Origin of the sequence: Lujinxingia vulgaris, from assembly GCF_007997005.1 — a bacterium.
In the GTDB taxonomy this organism is placed as follows: domain Bacteria; phylum Myxococcota_A; class Bradymonadia; order Bradymonadales; family Bradymonadaceae; genus Lujinxingia.
On sequence record NZ_VOSL01000057.1, the window covers coordinates 17,616 to 42,439 of the forward strand.

A 24,824-nucleotide genomic window follows, 5' to 3' on the forward strand; every position below is an offset into this window, starting at 1 on the left:
TCGCTGCAATTCCCCCGCGAAACCCACCACTTATACCCACCCCGATCCTGACCGATCGATAAGTCGTGCTTGAAAGCGCGGCGAGTCGCCCCCACCATAGGTGGCATCGCTTATGTGACCTGCTCTGAGCACCGCACCCCGCCCACCTCTCCGACCGGCTGAGCCCCTTATGCACACCCCCGCCCTGCGACTCGCCAGCATCGCGCTCTTTGTCAGCGCCGCGCTCCCCGCCCTCTCCTGCTCCTCCGGTCCCGAAGCCTGCGGCGACGACGACATCGCCTGCCAGCTCAACATCTCGCCGGTCTGCCAACCTTCGGCCGCCGCCTGGTCGCCGGGCACCCCGATCTTCGAAGACGTCTCCGCACAGGCCGGCACAGAAGCGATGGGCGTGGTGGGAACCCGCATCTCGGTGGCCGACGTCAACCACGATGGCCTGCCCGACATCCTGGCGCGCCGCCCCGGCGGCGCCTCCGACGACTTCTCCGAAGAGGGCACCCGCCACACCTGGCTTTTGATCAACCAGGGCGACGGCACCTTTGAGGACACCACCGAAGTCTCCGGGCTGCTCACAAGCCGCTCCCCCTCCGACCCGCCGCGGCCGGTCGAAACTGTCGCGTTTGGCGACGTCAACAACGACGGCTTCCTCGACGTGGTCACCGCCTTCACCAACACCGCCTCCCCGCCCTCCGACCAGGGCGCCGAGGTGATGCTCGGCGACGGCCAGGGCGGCTTTACCGTCGGTCCGGTCTCACTTGCCCTGCAGAAGTCCGGCGAGTTGGCGGTGCGCGGCGGGCTCTCCCTGACCGATGTGGATCGCGACGGTAACCTCGACCTGTGGATCGCCAACGGCGCCGCCGGCGCAAACGGCCCCCAACAAGATCAACTTCTCAAGGGCGACGGCCAGGGCACCTTCGCCGAGATCACCGCCGAGGCCGGCCTCAGCACCGAGCCCTGGAACGCCATCGCCCCCCTCAATGAGGCCCGCGCCCACTCCAACGCCTGGTCCGGCGCAGCCTGCGACCTCAACAACGACGGCACCCCCGAGCTCCTCGCGGCTTCCTACGGCCGCGCCCCCAACCACCTCTGGCTGGGCGCATCCACCGGCGGCGACGTCGCCTTTACCAACCACGCCATCGCCTCGGGCTACGCCTTCGACGATCGCACCGACTGGAGCGACAACGAGTCTGCCCGCTGCTTCTGCAAGCTCAACCGCAGCGCCGAAGACTGCGCCGAGGTCCCCGAACCCCGCGTGGTTTGCGAATCGGAGGCCGACATCCTGCGCTGGAACCACGCCCAGGACCGCAACCCCTTCCGCCTGGGCGGCAACAGCGGCACCACCCTCTGCGCCGACCTCAACAACGACGGCCACCTCGATCTCCTTACGACCGAGATCGTGCACTGGGACGTCGGATCGTCGTCCGACCCCTCCGAGATCCTCTACAACAGCGCCGGCGACACGCTCGCCTTTGAGCGTCCCGGCCCCGAGGCCACCGGCCTCGACCGGCCGCGCGAGACCACCTTCGACGACGGCGACATCACCGCCGCCACACTCGACTTCGACAACGACGGCCGCCTCGACATCCTCATCGCCTCCACCGACTACCCCGGTACCCGCGCGCACCTCTACCACCAGCAACCCGACGCCACCTTTGCGCGCGTATCCCCCGAAGACGGCATCGACCTGACCAGCGCCCACGGCGTGGCCACCGCCGACTTCAACCGCGACGGCGCCCTCGACCTGGTCGTCGGCCACTCCCGAAACCGCTGCTCCTCCGGCGACCACTGCCGCGACTCCGCCCACGTGCGCATCTTTGAAAACACACTGCCCCCCAACAACTGGCTGCAGATTCAACTCGAAGGCACACCCGGCATCAACCAGAGCGCCATCGGCGCCCACATCACCGTCGACACCCCCGAGCTCACCCAGCTTACGGAGGTCCAGGGCGGCCACGGCCACTACGGCATGCAAAACGATCTCACCCAGCACTTCGGCCTGGGCGAGCACTGCCAGGCCGAGGTCACCGTGCGCTGGCCCGACGCCGAGCTCACCACCGAGACCTACACCCTTCCGGCGGGCTATCGTTTCGTGCTGAGCCCCGGAGCCCCTCCCAGGGTCGCGCCCTGAACATGATCGGGTGCCTGGCACCCGATCGTTTTAATCACGTTGAGCGCGATCGAGTGCCTGGCACCCGCGCACAGTCAGCATGATCGAATGCCTGGCACCCAATCTCGTCGAACATGTTCGAACGCCTGGCACCCGCGCACAGTCAGCATGATCGAATGCCCATGTTCGAACGCCTGGCACCCGATCTTCTCGAACATGTTCGAACGCCTGGCACCCGATCGTCTCGAAGATGTTCGAACGCCTGGCACCCGATCTCCTCGAACATGTTCGAGTGCCTGGCACCTGAGCTTCCCACCCGCGCAAGCTCTAACTTCAGTCACACCGCACCCACCCCCCCTCAAACGAATCCCCCTCCACAAAGCCCTTCATCCGCGGATAATCCTTACCCGGACCCGCCTCCTGCCAGTCGGTCACTCGACGCCCGGCATCCCTCGCTGCCGCCCGCACAAGCTCCTTGAGCTCGACGTTGCGCTTGCGATCGTTTCGACACACCAGCATCGAACCGCCCGACTTGAGCACCTCAAAACACTCCGCCAGCACCGCCTGATAGTCACGACGCACTGACCAGAACGCCCCGCTGCCCGCGGCCGCCGTCGGCGGATCAACAATGATCCCGTCAAAAAGCTCACCGGCCTCCACCGCCTGCCTCAAGTAGTCGCGCGCGTCCATCGCCTCATTCTGATGCCCCTCCACATCCAGCCCGTTGAGCTCCAGATTCTCATCGAGCCAGCGCAGATAACGCTTCGATAAGTCGACATTCACCGTCGCCGCCCCCACCTTCGCCAGCGCCACGCTGAACGCGCCGGTATGACAGAAGAGGTTCAGCCAGCGCTGCCCCTCACCGGCGCGCCGCTGCGCCTCAAGGCGGTTGTCACGCTGGTCGGCAAAAAAGCCCACATCGATCCCCTCCCAGGGCTCCACCCGGTACTTGAGCCCCGACTCCTTGACCACGAGACTTCCCCCCGGCTTTAAATATCCCCCGCTGCGCCGCACCACCTCGGCCTGGGGCAACTTCCCCTCGGCCTCACGCACATCGCGCATATGCTCCACCGACAGGATCATCGCGTCGCGGTCATGCGCCGCCAGCGCCTCATACACCGCCGGCGCAAGCCCCCGCCCACAGCGCCCGGTGATCGTCACCCGCATCACACTGCCCATCTGGTCGACCAACACCCCCGGCACCCCGTCGGCCTCCCCGTGCACCACCCGAAACACATCAGTGCGCCCCAGATCCCGGTACAACGCCCCTCGCCTGGCCACCGCCTCGTCAACTCGAAGCCCCACCTCTTCGTCGATCTTCTCGGCGGCCTCGACCTCATCGCTCCAGTAGCGGGCCACGATCTCACCGGTGCCATCCACCACCGCGTACACCTTGGAGGGCCCTTTCGGCCCCACAAGACGCACCGGCACCCCGGGCTCCATCCCCTCGATCGAGCCCGTATGGCGGTCGCGCAACACCCAGGGATGTTTGCCCGCCTCCAGAAACTCCAGGCTCTTGCCCGACACCTCCAGCGTTCCGACCTTCGCAGCCGCTTTCACTCCCTTCTTAAACGCCTGCGGCGTTGGACACACCGGAATCGACGGACGCCAGGAGCGCAAACTCGGCCAGCTGTTCGCAAAATCCTCCCCCCCAAAAAGCGCGCCCAGCCTTAACCTCACCCCGCCCTCCACCGCATAACCGCCCCGCTCCACATCCCCCAGCGCCGGCGATCCCCCACGGGCGAGCGCTTCGAGCACCCCCTGGTAGATGCCCCGCTCCGGCGCCCTTTCAAACGCAACGCTCAGCTGCATCTCCGCCAGCCCCTCCCACGTCATCGTGACCGCATAGCTGACCTTCGCCCCCGAGGCCTCCCACACCCCGGTGGCATGCAGCGGCCGGGGCACAATCGCCACCCAGGTCTGCTGCACTTCCCCCCGCCACAACTTCGCCTCCAGCTCCTCGGCCCGCGACGCGCTCGTGGCCAGCAACCACGGCCCACCCGCGTTGCTGGGCGCCTCCCACACCGGCGTAAACCCCTCGCGATCCACGCCGAGCATATCCGCCAGAAAAAGCACCGGATCCATCGGATCCTCCGGGTCAATCGCCCCGGCCATCCCCACCGGCTTCTCCACCACCACCCACCCATCACCCCACAACAGCGCCTCAGCCTCCGGAAGCCCGTAGACCTCCTCGCCCTCCCCAACCTCAACCTCAACCCTGGCGCCAAAACCCACAACCTGCTCAGCCTTAAAGCAGGTCGCCCCGTTGACCTGCACCTCCCCCGACGCAAAGAGTGCCTCCACCTGCTCGCCAGTCCCCTGCGGCCAGGCCCGCTGCACCCACTGCCCTACCGGCGTGCGCTGCTCGTCCCCCTCCTTCGGCACTAAAAACGTCAGGCTCTTTCCCATCTTCTCACCCATCGGCGTCGGTTCACTTCCCGCACCCTCGCCATCGCCGCCGCACCGGCAGCGCCGCAAAGAGCGCATCCCCCGGCGTCATACCCCCCGCACCCAACCTCGACAAGATCCTCGACCTCACCCGACGACTTTTCCTGCGCACCGCTCTGCCTTAGCTTCAACACGTCACAGGTAACACCCGTACGAACGCCTGGCACCCGTGCGGCCCATGATCGAATGCCTGGCACCCGTGCGGCCCATGATCGAACGCCTGGCACCCGTGCTGCCCATGATCGAACGCCAAAAGATCGAATGCCTGGCACCCGTGCGGCCCATGATCGAACGCCTGGCACCCGTGCTGCCCATGATCGAATGCCTGGCACCCTTTCACCCCCGAACCACTCGCGCTAACCTCCCCCGCGGCGATCACCCCCCTGTTTCCTCGTTTACTCGGCGCACCGATGACCCCTGACGAAAAACGCATCCTTTACTGGCGCCCGATCGCCCTCTTCGTGGCCGCTTTCATCGGCCTCAACCTCTTCGGGGCCTTCGGCTACCTCGCCAGCCTCAACACCTACGTCGTCCTCATCCTCTCCCAGGTTCTGGTCGTCCTGGGAATCGCGCTGGCCTACCGACGCTTCGTGGCCACCGATGCCCCCGGATGGCCACGCCTCTCGCCACGCGGCCTCTCCCCGCTGGCGATCGTGCTCACCATCCTGGCTGCCGTCACCCTGGGCTTCTTCGCCAACCTCCTGGGCGCGTTGATCGTCGAGGTGGTCCCCGGCATGCGCGAGATCGCCGAGAGCTACCAGCAAACCGTCGAGAGTCTTCTCCTCCCCGACGATGCTTTCTCCCAGGTCTTGGGCGCCGTGGCCGTCGCACTGATCGCCCCCCTCTGCGAAGAGTTCCTCTTTCGCGCCACCATCCTCCCCGAGCTCGCCCGCACCCGCCGCGCCCGCAACGCCATCATCCTCAACGGCTTGCTTTTCGGCGCGATGCACGCAAACCCCATGGCCTTTGTCCCCCTCTCCATCGTGGGCATCTTTCTGGCCCACATCACGCTGAGCAGCGGCGGGGTCTTTCTGGCCATTCTTGCTCACGCCGCCCTCAACACCGCCAACGGCGTCGTCCTCCCCCGCATCGCCCACCTCGCCGAGACCGCCCCCGAAGACGCCGGTCTGCTCAGCACCCTCAAAGCCCTGGCCCTGGTCACCCCGCTGGCCATCTTCTTCTGGTGGTCGATTCACCGCGAACTCAAACGCATCGCGCCCGCATCATCCTCGGAGTCTTCTCCGGTACGCTAAAACGCGTCGCTGGCCTCATCCACCGCGGCCTCCACCTCATCGAGCTCCAGCCACTCCACATAACGCGAGACCACAAAATCGTCGGCCAGCACATCCGGCATCGCGCGCCGCCCCCCCGTCCAACGCCGTGCCCCGCACAACCACAGCGGCATCCCCTCCTGCTCCTCACACAGCCCCAGCTCGGCGAGCTCGGTGTACGCATAACGCGGCTGCATCTGGCGCTGCGCGTCGATCACCCCCAGATAGGGAAACGCCCGCTCGTCGTACTCCTGACGATCCCCAAACATGATCCGGCATGTCTTCAGCCACCGATAATGCACATACGCATCGGTCGGCCGCAGCCCCACCCGCGCGATCGTTGCCAGGCGCTGAGCCACATCATCTCGCACCCGAGCATCGGGCGAGTTCATCATGCGACACATCGAAAACAGCGCCCCCAGTCGCAAATCCACATCATAATCGGGAAGCCCTTCCGCCTCGACCACCCGCCACGCCGGCGGCTGACCGTACTCGGCCAACCTCCCCAGCGCCGCGCTCATCTCCAGGAGCACCTCCACCTCGGGCGAGCCCTTCAGCTGGCGATCGATCATCTCCAGCACATCGCTCCCCTGAGCTGGCGAAAGCTGTCGCGTGAGCTCCAAACAGCTCGTGGGCAAACTGCCCTGCTGGCGCGCCGCACACCCGCGCAACCACCGGTAAAATCGCTCCGTCTCCGGCCGATCACGCTCCTCGCGCATCGCATCGACCACTGCTGCCACCAGAAGTTGATGTGCGCCCCCCTCAACCTCGGCCCAGAACCCATCCATCGCCCGGACCAGCTCCCCCTCAAAACGCTCGCCAAGATACCCTCGCACAAGACAGGTCCACGGCGCGCGCTCGCTGCGCCGACTCACCGCCAGCGCCAGTGCATCCCACTCCGGTGCATCCGGCCCGGATGCCTCGACATGCCAGCTGCAGATCTTCTCGGTAAGCGCCCGCGGCCCATACTCAATCGCCCGGACGCGCTCCGTCTCCTCCAACGCCCCCACATCAACCGCACCGACATCCCACCGTTCAAAGACCTCCGAAGCCTCCCGCGCCTGGCGCTCCGCCGGCGAAAGGCCGGCAAGCGGATCGACCTCCGCCCCCTGCTGCGGCACCACCCAGAGCCCCCAACCCAGCACCGCCACCGTCAATGAGAGCGCGAGCCCACCCCACAACCCCGCATCGAGCTCCCCCTCGCGCGGCGCCTCTTCCCCCGGCGCCGGAATCACCAACTTCGCCATCACCTACTCCCAGAACCCGAGCTTCGCCTCATGCAACCGCAACCTCTCGCACGCGCCGCCATCCTATCGACGCCCCCTTAACCCGTCCACCGGGTGTATCGCGCTCGGACGCCTGGCACCCGGTCACCTTCTCCATGTTCGAACACCTGGCACCCAATCACAGCCCATGTTCGAACGCCTGGCACCCAGTCTCACTGACCATGGTCAAACGCCTGGCACCCAATCACAGCCCATGTCCGAACGCCTGGCACCCGATCACAGCCCATGTTCGAACGCCTGGCACCCGGTCTCACTTCACAGCCCATGTTCGAACGCCTGGCACCCGATCACAGCCCATGTTCGGACGCCTGGCACCCGATCTCCTGCACCCACCTCATGATTCGTGACCGCACGCCGGAGCCCCCCTCCTTCCCCGTCGAACGCCCAACATCCCACACTTTTCTTGCCCACACCCCTCACCCCCCCTACCATCAACATCGATCTCTTCAGTCCCACATCTCCGACCGGCCCTCGCGCCCAACGGAACGCCATGACCCGGCCGAAGTCCAACACCAGCCCCCCCCTCAACGTCGCCGGCAAGCGCACATCGAGCCCTTTTGACCTCGACCTCTTGCGTGGCTGGTCCGAAGACCGCGATCCCGCGCTGGCCAGCCCCCATGCCCTCTCCGCGCTGGCCACCCTTCACCAGCTCGACGCGAATCACACGCCCATCGCCTCCTACCCCATCTTCGGCCCGGCGATCTTACTGGGGCGCTTTCACTCCCAACACTCCCCGGTCGACCTTCTCCTGGACAACCTCCAGGATCACCAGACCTACCGCCTCGGCTCCCCGCACGCCCACCTTGAACTTCTCCCGACCGGCCAATGGGTGGTTCAGGCGCTCGCACCTCAAACGCCCACACGTCTCAATGGCGAGCCTATCGACACCCTGGCGATGGCCCGTGAGGTTCGCGCCGGCGACCGCCTCACGCTCGGCGTGACGACCTTTGATTTTGAACCTCACGACATCACGCTCGATGACCACCAACGCCAACTCGACAGACTCCTCGACAGTTGTGACCCGCCGGCGCTCTTTTTGATGCGCAGCGGCGCTCCCTCGGGCCCGTACCATCCTCTCGATCCCCGACGCCCTTTGACCCTGGGGCGCTCTTACCCTCCGGCCGGCACCCTGCCCAACTCCCAACATTGGCCCTCCCGGCCGGACCATTTCTGGGATCTGAGCGGACTCCCCGACGTCGAGCGAAAGTTCGTCGCCTTTCAACACGCGCGCCTCATCTTCAAAGACCAACGCTGGCATATCGAACCGCTCTCAACGCGCCAGCGCACCTACGTCAACCGCATCCCTATCAACGTCCCCACTGTGCTGGAGCCCGGCGATGAGCTCGGCCTTGGCTCCGCCCTCTTCCACCTCCAACTCCCCACCACGCGCGCACGTCCCCGGCGCAACATCACCCCTCCACGCCCCATCGACTGGAGCGAAGGACGCCCCCCGGCTGAGGATCCCGAACGATGAGCGCCAGGCCAGCCCCTTCCATCGTCACCCTGCCCTCCGAGCCCGACGCGCCCACCGCCTCCATACTCCGAGGCTCAGACGAGCAGCCCTACCTGCGCTGGACCGGCCCCGCAGAGTGGCTCGATGGCGTCCGCGAGGCATTCGCGCCTCCCGGACACCCCTGTCTGCCCTCGGCCATCGACACACCCGACGAAACCTCTCTCGATCTCAAACTCCCCTCTCCCAACGCTCAACCCTTTGACGCCTGGGCCTGGAGAAACCTCCCCGACCACACGGCTGTCGACGCCCTCCTCAACCTCACCCGCGCCATTCAACAACTTCATCACCGCGGATGGACGCTCCGCGGCCTGCGCACAGGCGATCTTCTCCTCGACGCCTCCCGCGGCACCCTCCTAATCGCCGCCGCCCCTCGCCTCGCGCCTATGCCGCGCACCCCCGACAACGAGACCGTCTGGCGCGATATCCGCGTCTTCGCCGAGCTCACCTACGAAAACTTCCTCGGCCACGAGTACCCCGGCGGCCATCACCTGGTCACCCTTCTCCAGGACCGCAACGCCCTGCGCGACGTCGGCCTCACCCACCCCGCACTCCCTCAACTTCTCGCTGGCTGCGTCACCCCCTACGGTGACCTCGCCTACCGTCACACCGACGAACTCATCGGCGGTCTCACCCATCTGCGCACCGAACTCACGCGCCCCCTGCAACTCGAAGTCGCCTCGCGCTCCACCCAGGGAAACTACCTCTTCCGCCAAAACAACCAGGACAGCTGCGGGCACATCCTGCTCGACACCGTCTGCGACTCCCAGACCCACCGCATCGGCTTCTTCTGTGTCGCCGACGGCATCGGCGGCATTCAGGATGGTGCGGCCGCCAGCACCGCCGCCGTACGCGCAGCCTGCGCCGCCTTCATGCGCGCCTGGGAGCACGCCCCACCCCGGGACATCCTCCACGCCCCCACCGAACTGGCCCGCGCGATCGCACGCGTGACCAGCCAACACCTGGCTCTCTACGGCGAGTTCTCCCCCGACCAGAACCGCGGCGGCACCACCTTCACAGGCCTGGTCATCGCGGGCGACCACGCCGGTCTCTGCCACGTCGGTGACTCCCGCGCCTGGCTGCTGCGCGACCAACACCTCATCCCCCTCTCCGAAGATCACACCCTGGCCAACATCTTCAAAAAACTCGACCACGCCCCCTCCCCTGCCGAACGCGACGCCAGCCATCGCACCATCGCCCGCTTTTTGAGCACCGGCACTGAGCTCGACGACGCCCGCATCGACACCTTCCGAAACGACCTCCCCGACCTCCTCAACCAGCCCGACCTCCACGCCCACGGACTCCGCCTCCGCGACGGCGACCTCCTCATCTTGACCACCGATGGCGCACACGGCGAGCTAAGTGACAAAGATTTACATTCCCTCGCCCTGACCCACTACGACGCCCCCCACGCCCTCTGCGACGCCATCGTCAACAACGCCCTCAGCCGCGTCGGCAAAGACAACAGCACCGCCATGGCGATCCGCCTGAGTCGACGCCCGCCAGCCTGACGCTGAACATCTTTTTACTTGTCCCTACTCAACTCGCTCCTAGCTTGGCTGTACTCGTTTTCAGCCATCCCTCTTTTCGGGAGCTTCTATGCGTGGGGACACATCCCGATCGCCGGTCCTCGACCGCCAGCCTGACATCGACGCCACCGTCGCGCGTTTCCGTGACGTGCGCGCCACCACCGAACGCCTCGCCGAGCCAATCCCGGCCGAAGATCAGGTCGTTCAGTCCATGGCCGATGCCAGCCCCACCAAATGGCATCGCGCCCACACAAGCTGGTTCTTTGAGACCTTTGTCCTGGCCCCCCACCTGCCCGACTACCAGCCCTTTCATCCCCGCTTCGCCCTGCTCTTCAACTCCTACTACCAGGGCGCCGGACCTCAACACCCACGCCACCTCCGGGGCACTCTGGGGCGCCCCACCTGCGACGAGATCACCCGTTACCGACGCCACGTCGACGACGCCGTCGAGCGCCTCTTTCACTCCCAGCCCGACCGCCTGGGCGAGGTCACTCCCCTGATCGAAGTGGGCCTGGAGCACGAGCGCCAGCACCAGGAGCTCCTGCTCACCGACATCAAACACGCGCTCGCCACAAACCCGCTCCAACCCGCCTACAACGACCTTCGCGAAGCACCGCGCCAGGACCCGACGCCTCTGCGCTGGCGCTCGTACAGCGGCGGCGTCTACCGCATCGGCCACTCCGAGCAACTCAACGCCTTTGCCTTCGATAACGAACGCCCCCGCCACGGCGTCTTTTTGGAGCCCTTCTCGCTGGCCGATCGCCTTATCACCAACGGCGAGTTTCTCAACTTCATCGAGGACGGCGGCTACGACTCCCCACGCTGGTGGCTCTCCGCCGGCTGGGACCTCGCGCAACGCGAAGGCTGGCGCTCCCCCCTCTACTGGCAGAACCTCGACGGCCAGTGGCACACCTTCACCCTCGGTGGCCCGCGCCAACTTCGCCTCGACGAGCCCGCCTGCCACCTGAGCTTCTTTGAAGCCGACGCCTACGCCCGCTGGGCCGGAGCCCGCCTCCCCACCGAGGCCGAGTGGGAAGTGGCCTGCGCGGATCTTCCCCTCGACGGAAACCTCCTCGAAAGTCAGGCACTTCACCCCCGGCCGGCTTCCGAGAGCCCGTCCAACGCGCTCCGACAGGCCTTCGGCGACGTCTGGGAGTGGACCGCAAGCCCCTACTCCCCCTACCCCGGCTTTGAGCCCTGGTCGGCGACCCTGGGGGAGTACAACGGCAAGTTCATGTGCAACCAGTTCGTCCTGCGCGGCGGCTCCTGCCTGACGGCCACAGACCACATCCGCCCGACCTACCGAAACTTCTTCCCGGCCCAGGCCCGCTGGCAATACACCGGCATTCGCCTGGCCCGCTGATATCCCCGAATATCCCCCTGATACTTTCCGCGTGTGAGCATCTCATGAGCCTTGATACCACCCCGTTCCCCTCCCCCGCCTCGCGCTTTCTCTCTGACGTCGTCGAAGGTCTGACCCGTCCTCAAAAAAGCCTGCCCTGCAAATACCTCTACGACGATCGCGGCTCCCAGCTCTTCAACGCCATCTGCGAGCTCCCCGAGTATTACCCCACACGCACCGAGCTCGCCCTCACCGAGCGCTTCGCCCCGGAGGTCGCTCAACGCATCGGCGAAAGCGCCAACCTCATTGAGCTGGGCGCCGGAAGCGGACTTAAAACCCGGGCCCTGCTCACGCACCTCGAAGATCCGGCGGCCTACATCCCGGTCGACATCTCCTCCCATGAGCTCTCCCGCTGCGTCCGCGCGATCGCCTCACAGTTCCCCCAACTTACCGTGAAGCCCGTCGTGGCCGACTACACCGGTGACTGGTCCTTGCCACGCCTGGCCCGAAGCGCTCGCTCACTCTTCTACTTTCCCGGCTCCACCATCGGGAACTTTGAACCCGACGCGGCGCGCGACTTCCTCGCTCAAAAAGCCGCCCTGGCCGGCCATGACGGCGCGCTGCTCATCGGCGTCGATCTCAAAAAAGATCGCGCCATCCTCGAAGCTGCCTACAACGACCGCGCCGGCATCACCGCCGAGTTCAACCTCAACCTGCTGCGCCGCATCAACCGCGAGCTCAACGCCGACTTCGCGCTGCACGACTTCCGCCACCAGGCCATCTACAACGCCGAAGCGGGCCGCATCGAAATGCACCTGATCAGCGAGCGCGAGCAGCAGATCGCCCTGCCCGGCCACACCATCGAGTTTCAAAAGGGCGAATCCATCATCACCGAGCACTCGTACAAATACGCCATCGAAGAGTTCGCGAGCCTCGCCGAACAAGCCCACTGGCGCACCCGCTCCTTCTGGATCGATCCCGATGGCCTCTTCAGCCTCTGGTACCTCGAAACCACCGAGATGCACTGATTGCTGAACCTCTCACTCGAAACCGCCGGGCATGCCTCGGGGCCAGAACACACTGCGTGCCGGATACTCATCGAGTTGGCGCTCGCGCCACGCCCCGCCGTGGCGCGCCGGCCACAACCCGACCCGCTCGTCAGCCGACGCCTCCCAGGCCGAAGCGCGGCGTTGCTCAAATTGCGGACTCACATACAACGCCCCGGTCACCTGCTCCCACAAGACCTGCTGCAGCGCCTCAATGACCCAGGTCTCCGGCTGCGCCCACGCCACCGCATCTACGGGCTCCGCCTGAGCATCCGCCGCTCCCAACCCCACCCATCGCGCGCCCTCTTTGCGCCAGCGCATCGCCAACCCCGCCGACTCGTCCACCGCCGGGTCCACCCGCACCCGCCACTCCGAGACACCTTCCCCCGGCACCCCCGACGCCTCCACCCATACACCCGGGCCCACCTCCTCCTTCATCGAGAAGATGCGCAGCACCACACCTTCGCGCCCCCCGTCAGCGCGCATAAAAAAACTCAACTCAAAACGTGTGCTCTCACTCAACGGGTCCAGCACCATCAGCGCCATCTGCACCGCCTCGGCAGCGGGCCCCCGACCCTGAGGATCACTCAGCGGCCACAGGCCGTGAAACACCACGTCCCAGACCTGCTCTCGAAACGCCGGATCCCCAACCTCCCAGGCCTCGAACACCACAACCTCGGCGTCCTCGCGCGCCCCCAGCGGCCACATCTGCGCAACCGGCCTGGACTCCCACCCCATCCACGCCTCGCGCTCATCCTCCAGCCCCAGCAACCCACCCTCCAGACGCCCCGATGAACGCTCCACCGGCGCGCCACTCGCACATCCCGCCGCAATCATCAGCCCCACGAGCCACACCCGGCCTATCGCCATCACCACTCCTTCCAACCTGCATCACCACTGCCACACAACCCGCTCTCCAACCTCGCTCACTACTCCTGCCCCCCGGCACGGTACGCCACGCTCAACCCGAGCACCTGCCGTCCATACGCCTCACCGACCCCAAACTCCTGCGCGTAAAGATCGTAGCGCAGCTCCACCTCCCAGTGCTCAGCGACCTGCCGCGCCACGGCAACCACCAGCGCGTTGCGGTTCTCATCATCGATCACAAAGGTCTCATCAATCAGAACCGGATCTTCATAACGCGTGCGCTGAACCTCCGCCCGCCCCGAAACAAAGGTCTCCCACGGCCCCGGAAGGGTCAACGAGGCCTCCACCTGATGCCGACGCAACCCCTGCCCGTACGAATTGGACTGATTGCGCTGATAGGCATACCCCAGCTCTGCCACCAGCCAGCGTCGATGACTCACCCCGACCTGAACCACGTCGAACACATCGGCGCGCCGCGCGCCCTCCTGCCAACCCAGCGTCTGCCCCTCTTCCAGGCGCAGCGGCTCGCCCTCAAACCCTCGCCAGCTCCGACTCCACGCAGCCCGTGCCCACACATCCGAACGCAGGCGTAGCGCCGCCCCCACCTGCGCCGTCGGTCCCTGACTGCTCACCTCCGGTTGTGGCTTAAACCCGAAGTAGCGCCACCCTCCACCGCCCCAGACCCGCACCGGACCGCCCGACCACACCACCTGCCCGCTCCCCCCCGCCCGCACATAATCGCGCACGCTCACCCGCTCACTGCGATCTTTGACATCCCCCGCCGCGCTCACCATCAGGCCCGACGCAAACCACCGCGACCCAACCACCTGCGCCGCACTCAAAAACGCATCCGCCTCCCGTGCGCCCCAGAACACCTTCCCGCCATGCTGCACCTGCCCTCGCACCTGCCCCCGCTCCCCCACCTCGGACTCGAGCTCAAGCTCCCCGTAGTAACGCGTCAACCCGTCACCCGCGCTACCCGCCCCCTCCTCCCGATACGGATTGCTGTCATACTCGCTGCCCGCGCGCACCGCCGCCTCCCAGCGCGTCTCCTGCGCCCCGGCTTCCCCGCTGAGGCAGAGCACCACCGCCCACGCCCCGAACCCTGCCCCACCTGCGATCGCCCGAATCAGACACTCCCTTATGGCAACCACCCTCGACTCGTCCTATGCTGACCGCGCACCATCTGCACTGAGACCCGATACCATCACTTCCTTATCTTTGCCCCAAGACGACCATGTTCCCTGGCGCTTTTCAACGCTGCTCTCGTGCTCTTCTGCTCACCGGCATCCTGATGCTGACGGTCGCCTGCACCAAAACCATCCCGCCGCCGGACAACGCCCTCGAAGATCCCGCAGAGCTGCGCGCGGCCATCGACCAGCGCTACGCCCACGTCCACGACGCCCGCTTCAAGGAAGTCACCCTGGAGTACTTCGGCGAAGGAGAACGCGTCCGCGTCCGACAGCTCATCCTCGTTCAGAAACCCGCCAACCTCCGCGTGCAGACCCGATTGCCGGGCTCCGACGAGATCCTCAACCTCCTGGTCAGCGACGGCGAAACCTTCGCCATGCACCAGCGCGACACAAACGATTACTACACCGGCCAACCCACCCGTGAGAACATCAACCGCCTGCTCCCCGTCGATCTCTCCGGCGCCGACGTCGTCCGCGTGATGCTCGGCGGCGCCCCCTGGGACCGCTTCGACCGCGAGCCCGGCGCCGACACCCTCGACTGGGACCGCCGCCGAGGCCTCTACAGGCTCAGCCGCCAGACCTCCTCCGGCGGCACCCTCTCGCTTTTTGTCCGTCACACCGACTTCGCCGTCACCGAAGTCCTGGAGCAAAGCCCCGACGAGCGCACCCTCTACCGCTACACCACCGAGGGCTGGCGAGATCTCGGCGAGCTGGTGATGCCCGACTACCGTCGCTTTGTATGGCCCGACCGCGATCTTGACTTCTCTCTGGATGTGCGTGAGACTCAGCTTAACATTTCGCTGCAACAACCTCTCTTCGAGCTTCCGCCGCCCGCCGGGAGTCGAATCATCGACGTCAATGGCTGAGCCACCTTTCCGTGGCTCGTTGACCCCCGCGGCCCCGGCCTTAAGGTCCTCACCGGGCCGCGCCCCCCGTCAGATCCCAGGACAGCGTTCTCGATGATTGACGACGCTCAGCTCATCCCCCAGCTGCTCGCTGCGGGTCTCGTTGACCAGACTCGCCTCCAGCATGGCTTGCGCCTGGCGCAACGCGATGCGGCCTCGCTCTACGACGTCTTGATCTTTCACAAGATTGTCGAAGAGCGCGCGCTGGTGGAGATCGCCTCCAGGCTCCTCAACGTCCCCTGCCTGCATCTTGACGAGACCGCGATTAACGTGGACATGGCCCACCTTGTCCCGGCCCCCATCGCCCAGCGCAGCCGCACTCTGCCGGTTCGCTTCGTGGATGATGACGGCAACCGCGTGCTCCTGCTGGCCATGGCCGACCCCATCGACGTGATGGCCATGGACGAGATCGCCAGCCACACCGGGGTCAACATCCGCCCGGTGCTCGTCGGCCCGGCCGACCTTCGGCGCGCCCTCGACGATCTCTACGCTCGCGCTGACGCCGACGACCTGCCCAAATCCACCACCGTGGAGCATCACAGCGGCCTCTTTGCGGCCTTCGATCCGCCGGATGACGACGCCGCCCCCGACGACGATCCGATCATCGACCTCGGCGACCCCGTCGAGGAGCCTGCGCCGAGCTTCGACGCCTCCGCGCAGGCTGCTCCGGACGACAGCTGGGCAGCCTTCTTCGACAACGCCCGCGACCTGGGCGCCGAGGAGAGCTCGGTGATCTCGCAAGAGATGCGCGATCGCCCTCCCACCGACATGTTTGAAGTCGTCGAAGAAGAGCTCGAAGAACTCGACGACGACCTGGGCTTCGGCGCCGAACCGCTCCCCTCGCTCCTCGAAGAGTCCGTGGGCACCTCCGTGGGTCACTCCCTGCCCCTGGACGACTGGGAGCTCGACGACGACTTCGACTCCCCGGCCCCCCTGGCCAATGAGGATCCAGACTCCCCGGCGCCTCCGGGCTTTGCGGCCGAACGCTCCGAGGCCAACCGCACCCAGATCGGGGTCGGCCTGCGCGGCCTGGGCCTCGACTTCGCCGAGCCCCCCGACGAAGAGGTCATGCCCCTTCACACCATGGACGTCGAGCTCCTCTCCATCGAAGAAGAGCTCAACGAACCCGAGAGCGAGATCCCCCCGCTACCACCCAGCGAGGCCGAAGAGCTCGAAGAGCCCGGGGAGTCCGATGCGCCCGACGCCTCGACCGGCGCCGACGCGCCCGAGAGCGCGCCTCACACCGAGGCCACCGCCTCCAAACCGGCCCTCTCGCTGAAAGAAAAGCTCGCGCTCAGGCCTCCTTCCCCGGCCCGAAGCATCCGCGATGCTCTGGCTGGCAGCGCCCCCAAAAGCGCCGAGCCCGCCGACGAAGAAGACGCCTCCCAACCGGATCCCGACCCGATCGATGAGCGCGAGGGCGTCAGCAAACTCGGTCGCATCCAGGTCAAGCGCATCGCCGTGCCACGCTTCGGCGGCGCCATCGAAAAGCGCAGCGATCTCGACGCCCGGCGCGCCAACGCATCGGACGATTCATCGCAGGATGACGCCGATGATGCCTCGACGGACGACGCACTCCTAAACATCCCCGACGACGTCGACGCCGCCCTGCTCGCCAGGGCCGCGCTGACCCTGCTCGTCGAACATAACCTGATCTCCGCCGACGAGATCCACGCCCTCATCGCAAAGTTACGACGTTAGAACGCTAGGCGCTCGTCCCGGCGATCTCCTGCAACAGCCGTGACGCACCGGCCAGCAGGCGCAAGAGCACCTTGTTGCCCAGCCCCGGATCTTCGGTGACCAGCTCCCGAAGATGCTCCCTCGATAAAAAGAGCGCCTCGCCATCGGCCTCCGCGCACGCATCGGCCGAGCGCACCGGCTCGCCAAAAAGCGCCAACTCACCGAAGTAGCCCCCGGCGCGCACCCGGCTCAGCTCCCGCCCCGCCAGACGCACCGAAACCTCGCCGCTGACAATCAGGTACAGCCCGTCGACCTCATCGCCGCGCCGCACCAGCTGCTCCCCGGCCTCAAACCCGCGCACGTACACATAGCGCACCACCTTCAGGAGCTCCGGCACATCCAGCTCCTCAAAGAGCGCCAGCTCCCTCAGCAACTCCACCTTATCAAGGGAGTCGCGGCGAGTCGGATGACGCTGAAAGTCGCCCGCATTGAGCTCCGAGATCTCCACGATCAGCGCCGTCACATTGTCGCGCCCACCTCGCGTCAACGACGCCTCCAGAAGCCCCTGCACCAACGCCTCGCCACGTGCATGGCGCCCGAACGTCGCGATCTCGGCCCCGCTCAGGTACCGGGTCAACCCATCGCTGCACATCAGCAAGCGATCCCCCTCCTCCAGCTCGATCAGCACCGTATCCACCTCCACATGCGGCGCGCTGCCGATGCATCGCGTGAGCACATGGGTGTAGCGCGCCGCATCCGGGTAATGCGCGCGAAGCTCCGGATGATCCCGAAGATGCTGCTCAAAGGTGTGGTCCCGGGTGATGCGATAAATCGCCCCATCCCGCATCAAATACACGCGGCTGTCGCCGACATGCGCCACATAGGCCACTCCCGCCCCCAGCACCACCAGATCCAACGTCGTACCGATCCCCCCCGGATACGCCGGCTGACTCCCCAGCTGGTACACCTCCGAGTTGACGCGGTGCATAAAACCGGTCAACGCCTCGAACATCGCCTCACGACCGGCCTCATCCTCCCCCGAAGCGCGCGCGTCGGCCAGCGCTCGAAACTCCATGGCGGCCTCCTCCACAAGACGCACCGCCTGCGCACTCGCAACCTCCCCGCCGGCCCGTCCCCCCATGCCATCGGCCACCGCGAACACCCCCAGATCGCCGTCGCAGAAGTAACGGTCCTGATTGCTCTCTCGAACTCGCCCTGTATCGCTGCGCACCCAGCCCTGCGCCAACATCCTGGCTCCTTTGGGCAATGAATGCCCTCGTATCGCGCCATCTTCGGAATGCCCCCTCGTCCCGCGGCGTTGTCGCTTTGACGCGAGCCCTGCCCACGTCCTTGACCTCGCCAGGGCTCCATCCTAACTTCCACAGAGGCGCTTTCCAACCGGCGCCCGGCATCACACCAGACCCTCCGGCGGTCTTTTTTCAGGAGCTTCCCATGATCGGCATCACGACCCTGGCGGCCGAGAAGGCCCGCAAAATGATGATGGACAACAACCTCTCCCCCGAGGCCAACAACGGCATCCGGATCGGCGTCAAATCCGGCGGCTGCTCCGGTCTGAACTACGTCCTCGATATCGTCGACAGCCCTGCCGACAACGACCGCGTCTTTGAGCGCAACGGCGTCAAGATCTTCTGCGATCCCCGCAGCTACCTCTACCTTAACGGCACCGAGATCGACTTCGAAGACTCCGTGATGGGCGGCGGCTTCAAGTTCAACAACCCCAACGCCCGCCGCTCCTGCGGCTGCGGCACGAGCTTCGCGGTCTGATCGAACGCCTGGCACCCGGACACGATCGAACGCCTGGCACCCGGACACGATCGAACGCCTGGCACCCGATCACGCAGCACCCGATCACGCAGACACGATCAAACGCCTGGCACCCGATCGTCTCAATCATGATCGAACGCCTGGCACCCGGACACGATCGAACGCCTGGCACCCGGACATGGTAATCGACTTCCATCGATCATCGCGCCATCCTCTTAAGCGCAGCCCTTCGGGCTGCGCTTGATTTTTTTGTCTTAAGGCCGAGCCTGATATGCGCCCAGTGATGCAAACGCTGCAACGCCCCATCGTCTACCGCAGCGCCATCGCCCTCTATGTCATCATGATGCTCGGCCTCATCACGGCGTCGGTCGCCATTGGCAACCGCGATGTTCGATCGGCCCTCTACCTGACCGGCTCGCCCACCTGGAACACGCCCCGTCCCTACGCCGTGCGCGCGCTCTACTTTGATGCAGCCACAGGCACGCGACTTGCCCCCGACCACTTCGAAATTCAGTGGAGCGCACCGGACTCCCCCCCTCTTGCAACCGCCGAAGCCGGCCCAGGACACTACCTCCACATACAACTTCCTCCCTACGAGCGCCTGGCACCCGAGCACAACGACGACGCGATCGACGCCCTGGCACCCGGCGCAGGCGCAGACGCCGCCACCAAAACACGCGACATCTGCGCTCTCGCGCGCCGACAGACCGTCCCCGACCTCCGAGATTGCTGGACCATCGAGCTTCGAGAGCCCCCGCGCACACCCTCCGACGCGCTCCAGCAGGCCATCGGACCGTCGACCTCCCGTGACCCCGACCAGGACGAGCGTCGCCCGGCCCTCACCGACGAGGATCCCTCCTCCCAACTCGCCATTCAAATCGGGCCAGCCGACGGCGAGCTCGTGCGAGGGCTGCCTGACACCCTCTGGCTGCGCGTGCTCGAGCGCAGCACAGGCCAACCTCTGCGCGCCCACCTCGACATCACCCTGGAGCGCGGCCTCACCCAGGCGCCCCTTCCCACCTCGCTGACCACCGACACACTCGGGCTCGCCAGCCTCCCGGTGCACGCCACGACCGAGCTTACGCTGAAGGTCAAAGCCCGCCCCTACGCCCCGACCGACCCACCTACCTCCGCATCCTACACGCTGCGTCTCCCCACCGTCGCTGCGCAGTTTGCCGTCTCGCTTCCCCGCCCCTTCACCGTCGCCGGGGTGCCCGTGGAAGGCTCGGTAAACACCATCCTCACAGACGCCCCCTTTATGACCGACCTCTTTGAGGGGCCGTCGATGATCGCCGCCAACGCCTTCGGCTCTGCCAATGGCTCCGGTGGCTTTACCCTCCCCACGCCCGAGAGCCAGAACCCGGGCCCGCTGGCCCGCGTACAGGTCTACCAGAGCTTCTTTGGCGCCGGAGACGCCTGGGACATCGCGCATCTCCTGATCCTCAAAGACGACGCCCCCGAAACGCTGCGTGAGACCACCGCGCTCCTCCTCAACCATCTGCACACCACCCACCCCGACGAGCGCTGGGATGCCTACCTCGATCTGCTCTCACCACCCCACTCCCCCTCCGTCGATACCGCCGGGCGCATAGCGCCGCTGATCGCCTTCGCGCTCAGCCGCCTGCCTCGCGACTTCCAATCCCCTCAACCCCTGCTCAACACCCGCGAAGAAGATCGCCGCGAGCTCGAAGCCTGGAAAGACGACCTCCAGCGCGACCTCTACTACATGATGATCGTCGTTCTGCTCGTCGGCCTGCTCATCGTCGCTTACTTCGCACTTCTGGGGCTGCGCCGGCTTCGCCGCGAAAAAGCCCTGTTGGCCGAGATCGATCTCGAACTCGACGGCCCCCTCACCGACAACTCCGACGCCCGACTCGAAGACCTGGTCACGCTCTTTCAAGCCTTCATCGTCTTCGCCACCATCGCCCTCTTCGGCCTTGGAATCATTCTGGTGGTCAGCTATCTATGACCTCGAATCAGCCTTAAGCCATGCGGCCATCCGGCCCTCATGCACCGCGATAAACCATCGCTCTTCCCCTTGATGTTCAGGAGCCCCCATGCCGAAGACGCCCGACGATTCCAACCAGATGAGCTTCGCCGACCTCGCCGACCACGCGAACCTCGACGGCAAGACGCTCTATCTGGTCGACGGCTCCTCCTACATCTACCGCGCCTTCTACGCGATCCGGAACCTCTCCAACTCCGCCGGGATGCCCACCAACGCCATCTACGGCTTCACCCAGATGCTCAAAAAGCTCATCGAAGACGAAAACCCCGACCTGATCGCGGTGACCTTCGACGCCTTCGACGCCGACGAGCACACCTTCCGCAAAGAGCTCTACGACGACTACAAAGCCAACCGCAGCGCCATGCCCGACGAGCTGCGCATCCAGATCCCCTACTTCCGCAAAGTCGTCGAGGCGCTCAACATCCCCATCATGGAACAGGCCGGTGTCGAGGCCGATGACCTCATCGCCACTGCCACCGTGCGCGCCCGTGAGGTCGGCCTCAACGTCTGCATCATCAGCGCCGACAAAGACCTGATGCAACTGCTCGGCGACGGCGTCTCCATGCTCGACACCATGCGCGGCCGACGCTACTCCCCGGCTGACGTCCTGGAGCGCTTCGCCGTCACCCCGGACCGCGTCAAATACGTGTTGGCCCTGGCCGGCGACACCTCCGACAACATCCCCGGCGTCCCGGGCATCGGCGAGAAAACGGGCGGAAAGCTCATCGCCGAATTCGGCGACCTGGAGACGTTGCTGGCCAACATCGACAAGGTCTCGGGCAAAAAACGCAAAGAAAATCTCACCGAGTTTGCCGACCAGGCCCGCCTCAGCCTGGAGCTCGTCACCCTGCGCGACGACTGCCCCATCGCCTTTGACATCGAGCACCTTCACCTCTCCCCGCCGGACTTTCAGGCCCTCGCCCACCTCTTTCATGAGCTGGAGTTTGAGAGCGTGCTGCACGACCTCAACCGCTGGTTCAAGTCCCGCGGCTGGCTCGACGATCGCGACATCGAAGACCTCAAAGACAGCCTCCTCGACGAAGAGATCACCCGCACCGACGAAGCCCGCAAAGACTACCGCGCCATCTTCACCCTCGACGAACTCGACGATCTTCTGACCGCCTGCAAAGACGCCGGTCGCTTCGCCTTCGATCTTGAGACCACCAGCATCGACCCGCTGGAAGCCCAGATCGTCGGGATGTCCTTCGCCTACAAACCCAACCACGGCGTCTACGTCCCGGTGGCCCACAACTACGAAGGTGCCCCCGCACAGCTTGCCCTGGATGATGTGCTGGCCCGCGTCGCCCCACTTCTCGAAGATCCCGATCTCCCGAAGATCGGCCAGCACTACAAATACGAGTGGCTGGTGCTGCGCCGCAACGGCATCAACTTCCAGGGCGTGAGCTACGACACCATGCTCATGAGCTACGTGCTCGACCCGGGCAAAAACTCCCACGGCCTCGACACGATCGCCTTTGATTTCCTCAACCACCGCAACATCAAGTTCAGCGATGTCGCCGGCCGCGGCAAAAAACAGCTCACCTTCGATCAGGTCCCCCTCGACAAAGCCACCCCCTACGCCGCCGAGGACGCCGACATCACCCTGATGGCCTGCGACGTCCTCCTGGAGCGCCTCGATGACGAACCCGAGCTGCGTAAACTGCACGACACCCTGGAGATTCCCCTCTCCCGTGTGCTCGGCGTCATGGAGCTCAACGGCGTCAAGGTGGACTGCGACATCCTCAACCAGCTCAGCGCCGAGTTTGAAGTCGAGCTCGAACACCTTCAGGACGAGATCAACGTCCACGCCGGCTCCGAGGTCAACCCCAACAGCCCCACCCAGCTCCGAGAGGTCCTCTTCGAACGCCTGGAACTCCCGGTGAAAAAACGCACCAAAACCGGCCCCTCCACCGATCAGAGTGTGCTCGAACAACTCTCCGAGCTCCATCCGCTGCCGCGCCTCATCCTGGAGTACCGCTCCTTCTCCAAACTTAAAGGCACCTACGTCGACGCCCTGCCCGAGCTCATCCGCAAAGACACCGGCCGCATTCACACCGACTTCAACCAGGCCGTCGCCGCCACCGGGCGCCTCTCTTCCTCAAACCCCAACCTGCAGAATATCCCCATCCGCACCGACCGCGGCCGCGAGATCCGCAAAGCCTTCGTCGCCGACGAGGGGCACCTCTTGCTCGCCGCCGACTACTCCCAGATCGAGCTGCGCATTATGGCGCACCTCTCCGGCGATCCGGTGCTCCTGGAGGCCTACCGCGAAGGCCAGGACATCCACGCCCTGACCGCCTCCCAGATCTTCGACGTCGCCATCGACCAGGTCACCTCCGAGCAACGCCGCGCCGGCAAAACCATCAACTTCGGCGTGATGTACGGCATGGGCCCTCGCCGACTGGCCCGCGACCTCGACATCTCAATGCCCGAGGCCAAAAGCTACATCGACAACTACTTTGAGCGTTACCAGGGCGTCGCGACCTACTTCGAAAAGCTCGTCGCCGACGCTGTCGAGACCGGCTACGCCCTGACCATGTTCGGCCGCAAACGCCTGCTCCCCACCCTGGAAAACAAAGGGGCCGGGCGCGCCTTCGCCGAGCGCGCCGCCATCAACACCCCCATCCAGGGCACCGCCGCCGACATCATCAAGCTGGCCATGATCGCCATCCAGAAGCGCATCGAGTCGGAAAACTGGCCGGCCCGCATGCTCCTCCAGGTCCACGATGAGCTCATCTTCGAGATCGCCGAAGATGCCCTCGACGAGCTCCGCCCCCTCATCTGCACCATGATGGAGACCATCGTCACCCTGGACGCGCCCCTGATCGTCGAGAGCGGTGTCGGCAAAAACTGGTTCGATGCCAAATAACCTGCACACGCTATCAGCATCGGCAAGCACCCTTTTCTACTTTTTCTCGATCGATGACCTGGCACCCGGGCAACTGCCTGTCTACAGGGTGCCAGGGCATCGATCATCGCAGGGAGTCCTTGAACCGGCGCCAGACGTGTGTACATCTCCTCACGCCCGGGCCGATTCGGCTCGCACACCCTTTTTCTGTTAGCTCATTTTTTCACGGAGTTCTTACCCATGGCTGTAAACCCCAAACTCTCTGTTGGCGACGCCGCCCCGGACTTCACCCTGCCCTCCGACACGCAGGGCGACGTGAGCCTGGCTGACCTCAAGGGGCAAAAGTTCGTGCTCTACTTCTACCCCAAAGATATGACGCCGGGCTGCACCAAGCAGGCCTGCGACTTCCGCGACAACCTCGACACCTTCGCCGAGCGCGGCTACGCCATCTATGGCGTCTCCCCCGACCCGGTAGAGCGCCACGCAAAATTCCGCGAGAAGCACGACCTCAACTTCCCGCTGCTGGCCGACACCGACCACAGCGTCGCCGAGGCCTACGGTGTCTGGCGCGAGAAGACCAACTACGGCCGCACCTACGAGGGCCTGGTCCGCTCCACCTTCTTCATCGACGCCGACGGCACCATCGAGGCCATCCACGATAACGTCCGCGCCACCGGCCACGTCGGCCGTCTGGTGCGTGATCTCGGCTGAAGTTTTCGCCAGATTCGCGAAACGCCCCGAACGCTACCCAACCTGCGTCCGGGGCGTTTTTGTGTTCGCACCATCACCTATCCTCAACACCCGATCCTCACTTCCATGTTCGAACGCCTGGCACCCGATCCTTACTTCCATGTTCGAACGCCTGGCACCCGATCCTCACTTGAGCTTCCCCCGATTTCCCGTACACGTTCTTCAGGCAGCTTTTGCCACCTGAGCTTCAAACGCCACCGGGCTCATATACCCAATCGCCGAGTGGCTTCGCGCTCGGTTATAAAACACCTC

At 65.4% G+C, this 24,824-nt stretch carries 17 protein-coding genes; 12 read left to right on the forward strand and 5 right to left on the reverse strand.

Going from position 1 to position 24,824, the window contains the following annotated elements; genetic code table 11:
* The first annotated feature begins 169 nt into the window (after positions 1-169).
* A complete protein-coding gene (locus tag FRC96_RS14525; RefSeq protein ID WP_146975420.1) occupies positions 170-2,125 on the forward strand; it encodes a CRTAC1 family protein in 1,956 nt (651 codons plus the stop codon).
* 312 nt (positions 2,126-2,437) lie between these two features.
* On the opposite strand, the gene FRC96_RS22675 is transcribed toward FRC96_RS14525, so the two are convergent.
* Positions 2,438-4,525, reverse strand: a complete 2,088-nt coding sequence (locus FRC96_RS22675) for a class I SAM-dependent rRNA methyltransferase (protein ID WP_146975422.1) — start codon at positions 4,523-4,525, stop codon at positions 2,438-2,440.
* A 437-nt stretch (positions 4,526-4,962) separates the two neighbouring features.
* Between FRC96_RS22675 and FRC96_RS14535 the strand changes: the two genes are divergently transcribed.
* The gene (locus FRC96_RS14535; protein ID WP_146975423.1) at positions 4,963-5,805 is read left to right on the forward strand and encodes a CPBP family intramembrane glutamic endopeptidase; all 843 of its coding nucleotides are present in this window, start codon (positions 4,963-4,965) and stop codon (positions 5,803-5,805) included.
* Here FRC96_RS14535 and FRC96_RS14540 read toward each other — a convergent pair.
* Complete coding sequence (locus FRC96_RS14540; protein ID WP_146975425.1) at positions 5,802-7,070, reverse strand: hypothetical protein; 1,269 nt, start codon at positions 7,068-7,070, stop codon at positions 5,802-5,804. The genes FRC96_RS14535 and FRC96_RS14540 overlap by 4 nt on opposite strands.
* Positions 7,071-7,599: 529 nt before the next feature.
* Here FRC96_RS14540 and FRC96_RS14545 point away from each other — a divergent pair.
* The 4 genes from FRC96_RS14545 to egtD all read left to right on the forward strand — a co-directional run bounded on the left by FRC96_RS14545 (position 7,600) and on the right by egtD (position 12,518).
* On the forward strand, positions 7,600-8,583 hold the full coding sequence (locus FRC96_RS14545; RefSeq protein ID WP_146975427.1) for an FHA domain-containing protein: 984 nt from the start codon (positions 7,600-7,602) through the stop codon (positions 8,581-8,583).
* Positions 8,580-10,130 carry a PP2C family protein-serine/threonine phosphatase gene (locus tag FRC96_RS14550; RefSeq protein WP_146975429.1) on the forward strand — a complete coding sequence of 517 codons (1,551 nt, stop codon included), beginning with the start codon at positions 8,580-8,582 and terminating at the stop codon, positions 10,128-10,130. Before FRC96_RS14545 ends, FRC96_RS14550 begins: the two co-directional genes overlap by 4 nt.
* Positions 10,131-10,218: 88 nt before the next feature.
* Entirely contained in the window at positions 10,219-11,511 is a 1,293-nt protein-coding gene (egtB, locus tag FRC96_RS14555) for an ergothioneine biosynthesis protein EgtB (protein WP_146975430.1), read from the forward strand.
* A gap of 44 nt (positions 11,512-11,555) precedes the next feature.
* Positions 11,556-12,518 carry an L-histidine N(alpha)-methyltransferase gene (gene egtD, locus FRC96_RS14560; RefSeq protein ID WP_146975432.1) on the forward strand — a complete coding sequence of 321 codons (963 nt, stop codon included), beginning with the start codon at positions 11,556-11,558 and terminating at the stop codon, positions 12,516-12,518.
* Positions 12,519-12,530: 12 nt separating this feature from the next.
* Here the strand turns inward: egtD and FRC96_RS14565 are convergent, their stop codons facing one another.
* Entirely contained in the window at positions 12,531-13,406 is an 876-nt protein-coding gene (locus tag FRC96_RS14565) for a hypothetical protein (protein ID WP_146975434.1), read from the reverse strand.
* 59 nt (positions 13,407-13,465) lie between these two features.
* A complete protein-coding gene (locus FRC96_RS14570; protein ID WP_146975436.1) occupies positions 13,466-14,557 on the reverse strand; it encodes a hypothetical protein in 1,092 nt (363 codons plus the stop codon).
* A gap of 83 nt (positions 14,558-14,640) precedes the next feature.
* On the opposite strand from FRC96_RS14570, the gene FRC96_RS14575 reads away from it, so the two are divergent.
* Both FRC96_RS14575 and FRC96_RS14580 read left to right on the forward strand, forming a co-directional pair.
* Positions 14,641-15,462, forward strand: coding sequence for a LolA family protein (locus tag FRC96_RS14575; RefSeq protein WP_146975437.1), 822 nt, complete (start codon positions 14,641-14,643; stop codon positions 15,460-15,462).
* A gap of 93 nt (positions 15,463-15,555) precedes the next feature.
* A complete protein-coding gene (locus FRC96_RS14580; RefSeq protein ID WP_146975439.1) occupies positions 15,556-17,202 on the forward strand; it encodes a hypothetical protein in 1,647 nt (548 codons plus the stop codon).
* Between the two features lie 4 nt (positions 17,203-17,206).
* Here the strand turns inward: FRC96_RS14580 and FRC96_RS14585 are convergent, their stop codons facing one another.
* Positions 17,207-18,430 (reverse strand): cyclic nucleotide-binding domain-containing protein, encoded by a 1,224-nt coding sequence (locus tag FRC96_RS14585; RefSeq protein WP_146975441.1) that lies wholly within the window; start codon positions 18,428-18,430, stop codon positions 17,207-17,209.
* Between the two features lie 203 nt (positions 18,431-18,633).
* Here FRC96_RS14585 and FRC96_RS14590 point away from each other — a divergent pair, with 203 nt between their 5' ends.
* The 4 genes from FRC96_RS14590 (at position 18,634) to bcp (ending at position 24,533) form a co-directional block, all read left to right on the forward strand.
* Positions 18,634-18,966 carry a HesB/IscA family protein gene (locus FRC96_RS14590; RefSeq protein ID WP_146975443.1) on the forward strand — a complete coding sequence of 111 codons (333 nt, stop codon included), beginning with the start codon at positions 18,634-18,636 and terminating at the stop codon, positions 18,964-18,966.
* 271 nt (positions 18,967-19,237) lie between these two features.
* Positions 19,238-20,935: a hypothetical protein gene (locus FRC96_RS14595; protein ID WP_146975444.1), complete on the forward strand. Its 1,698-nt coding sequence runs from the start codon at positions 19,238-19,240 to the stop codon at positions 20,933-20,935.
* Between the two features lie 88 nt (positions 20,936-21,023).
* The gene (polA, locus tag FRC96_RS14600; protein WP_230470279.1) at positions 21,024-23,843 is read left to right on the forward strand and encodes a DNA polymerase I; all 2,820 of its coding nucleotides are present in this window, start codon (positions 21,024-21,026) and stop codon (positions 23,841-23,843) included.
* Between the two features lie 219 nt (positions 23,844-24,062).
* A complete protein-coding gene (gene bcp / locus FRC96_RS14605) occupies positions 24,063-24,533 on the forward strand; it encodes a thioredoxin-dependent thiol peroxidase (protein ID WP_146975446.1) in 471 nt (156 codons plus the stop codon).
* The last annotated feature ends 291 nt before the right edge of the window (positions 24,534-24,824 follow it).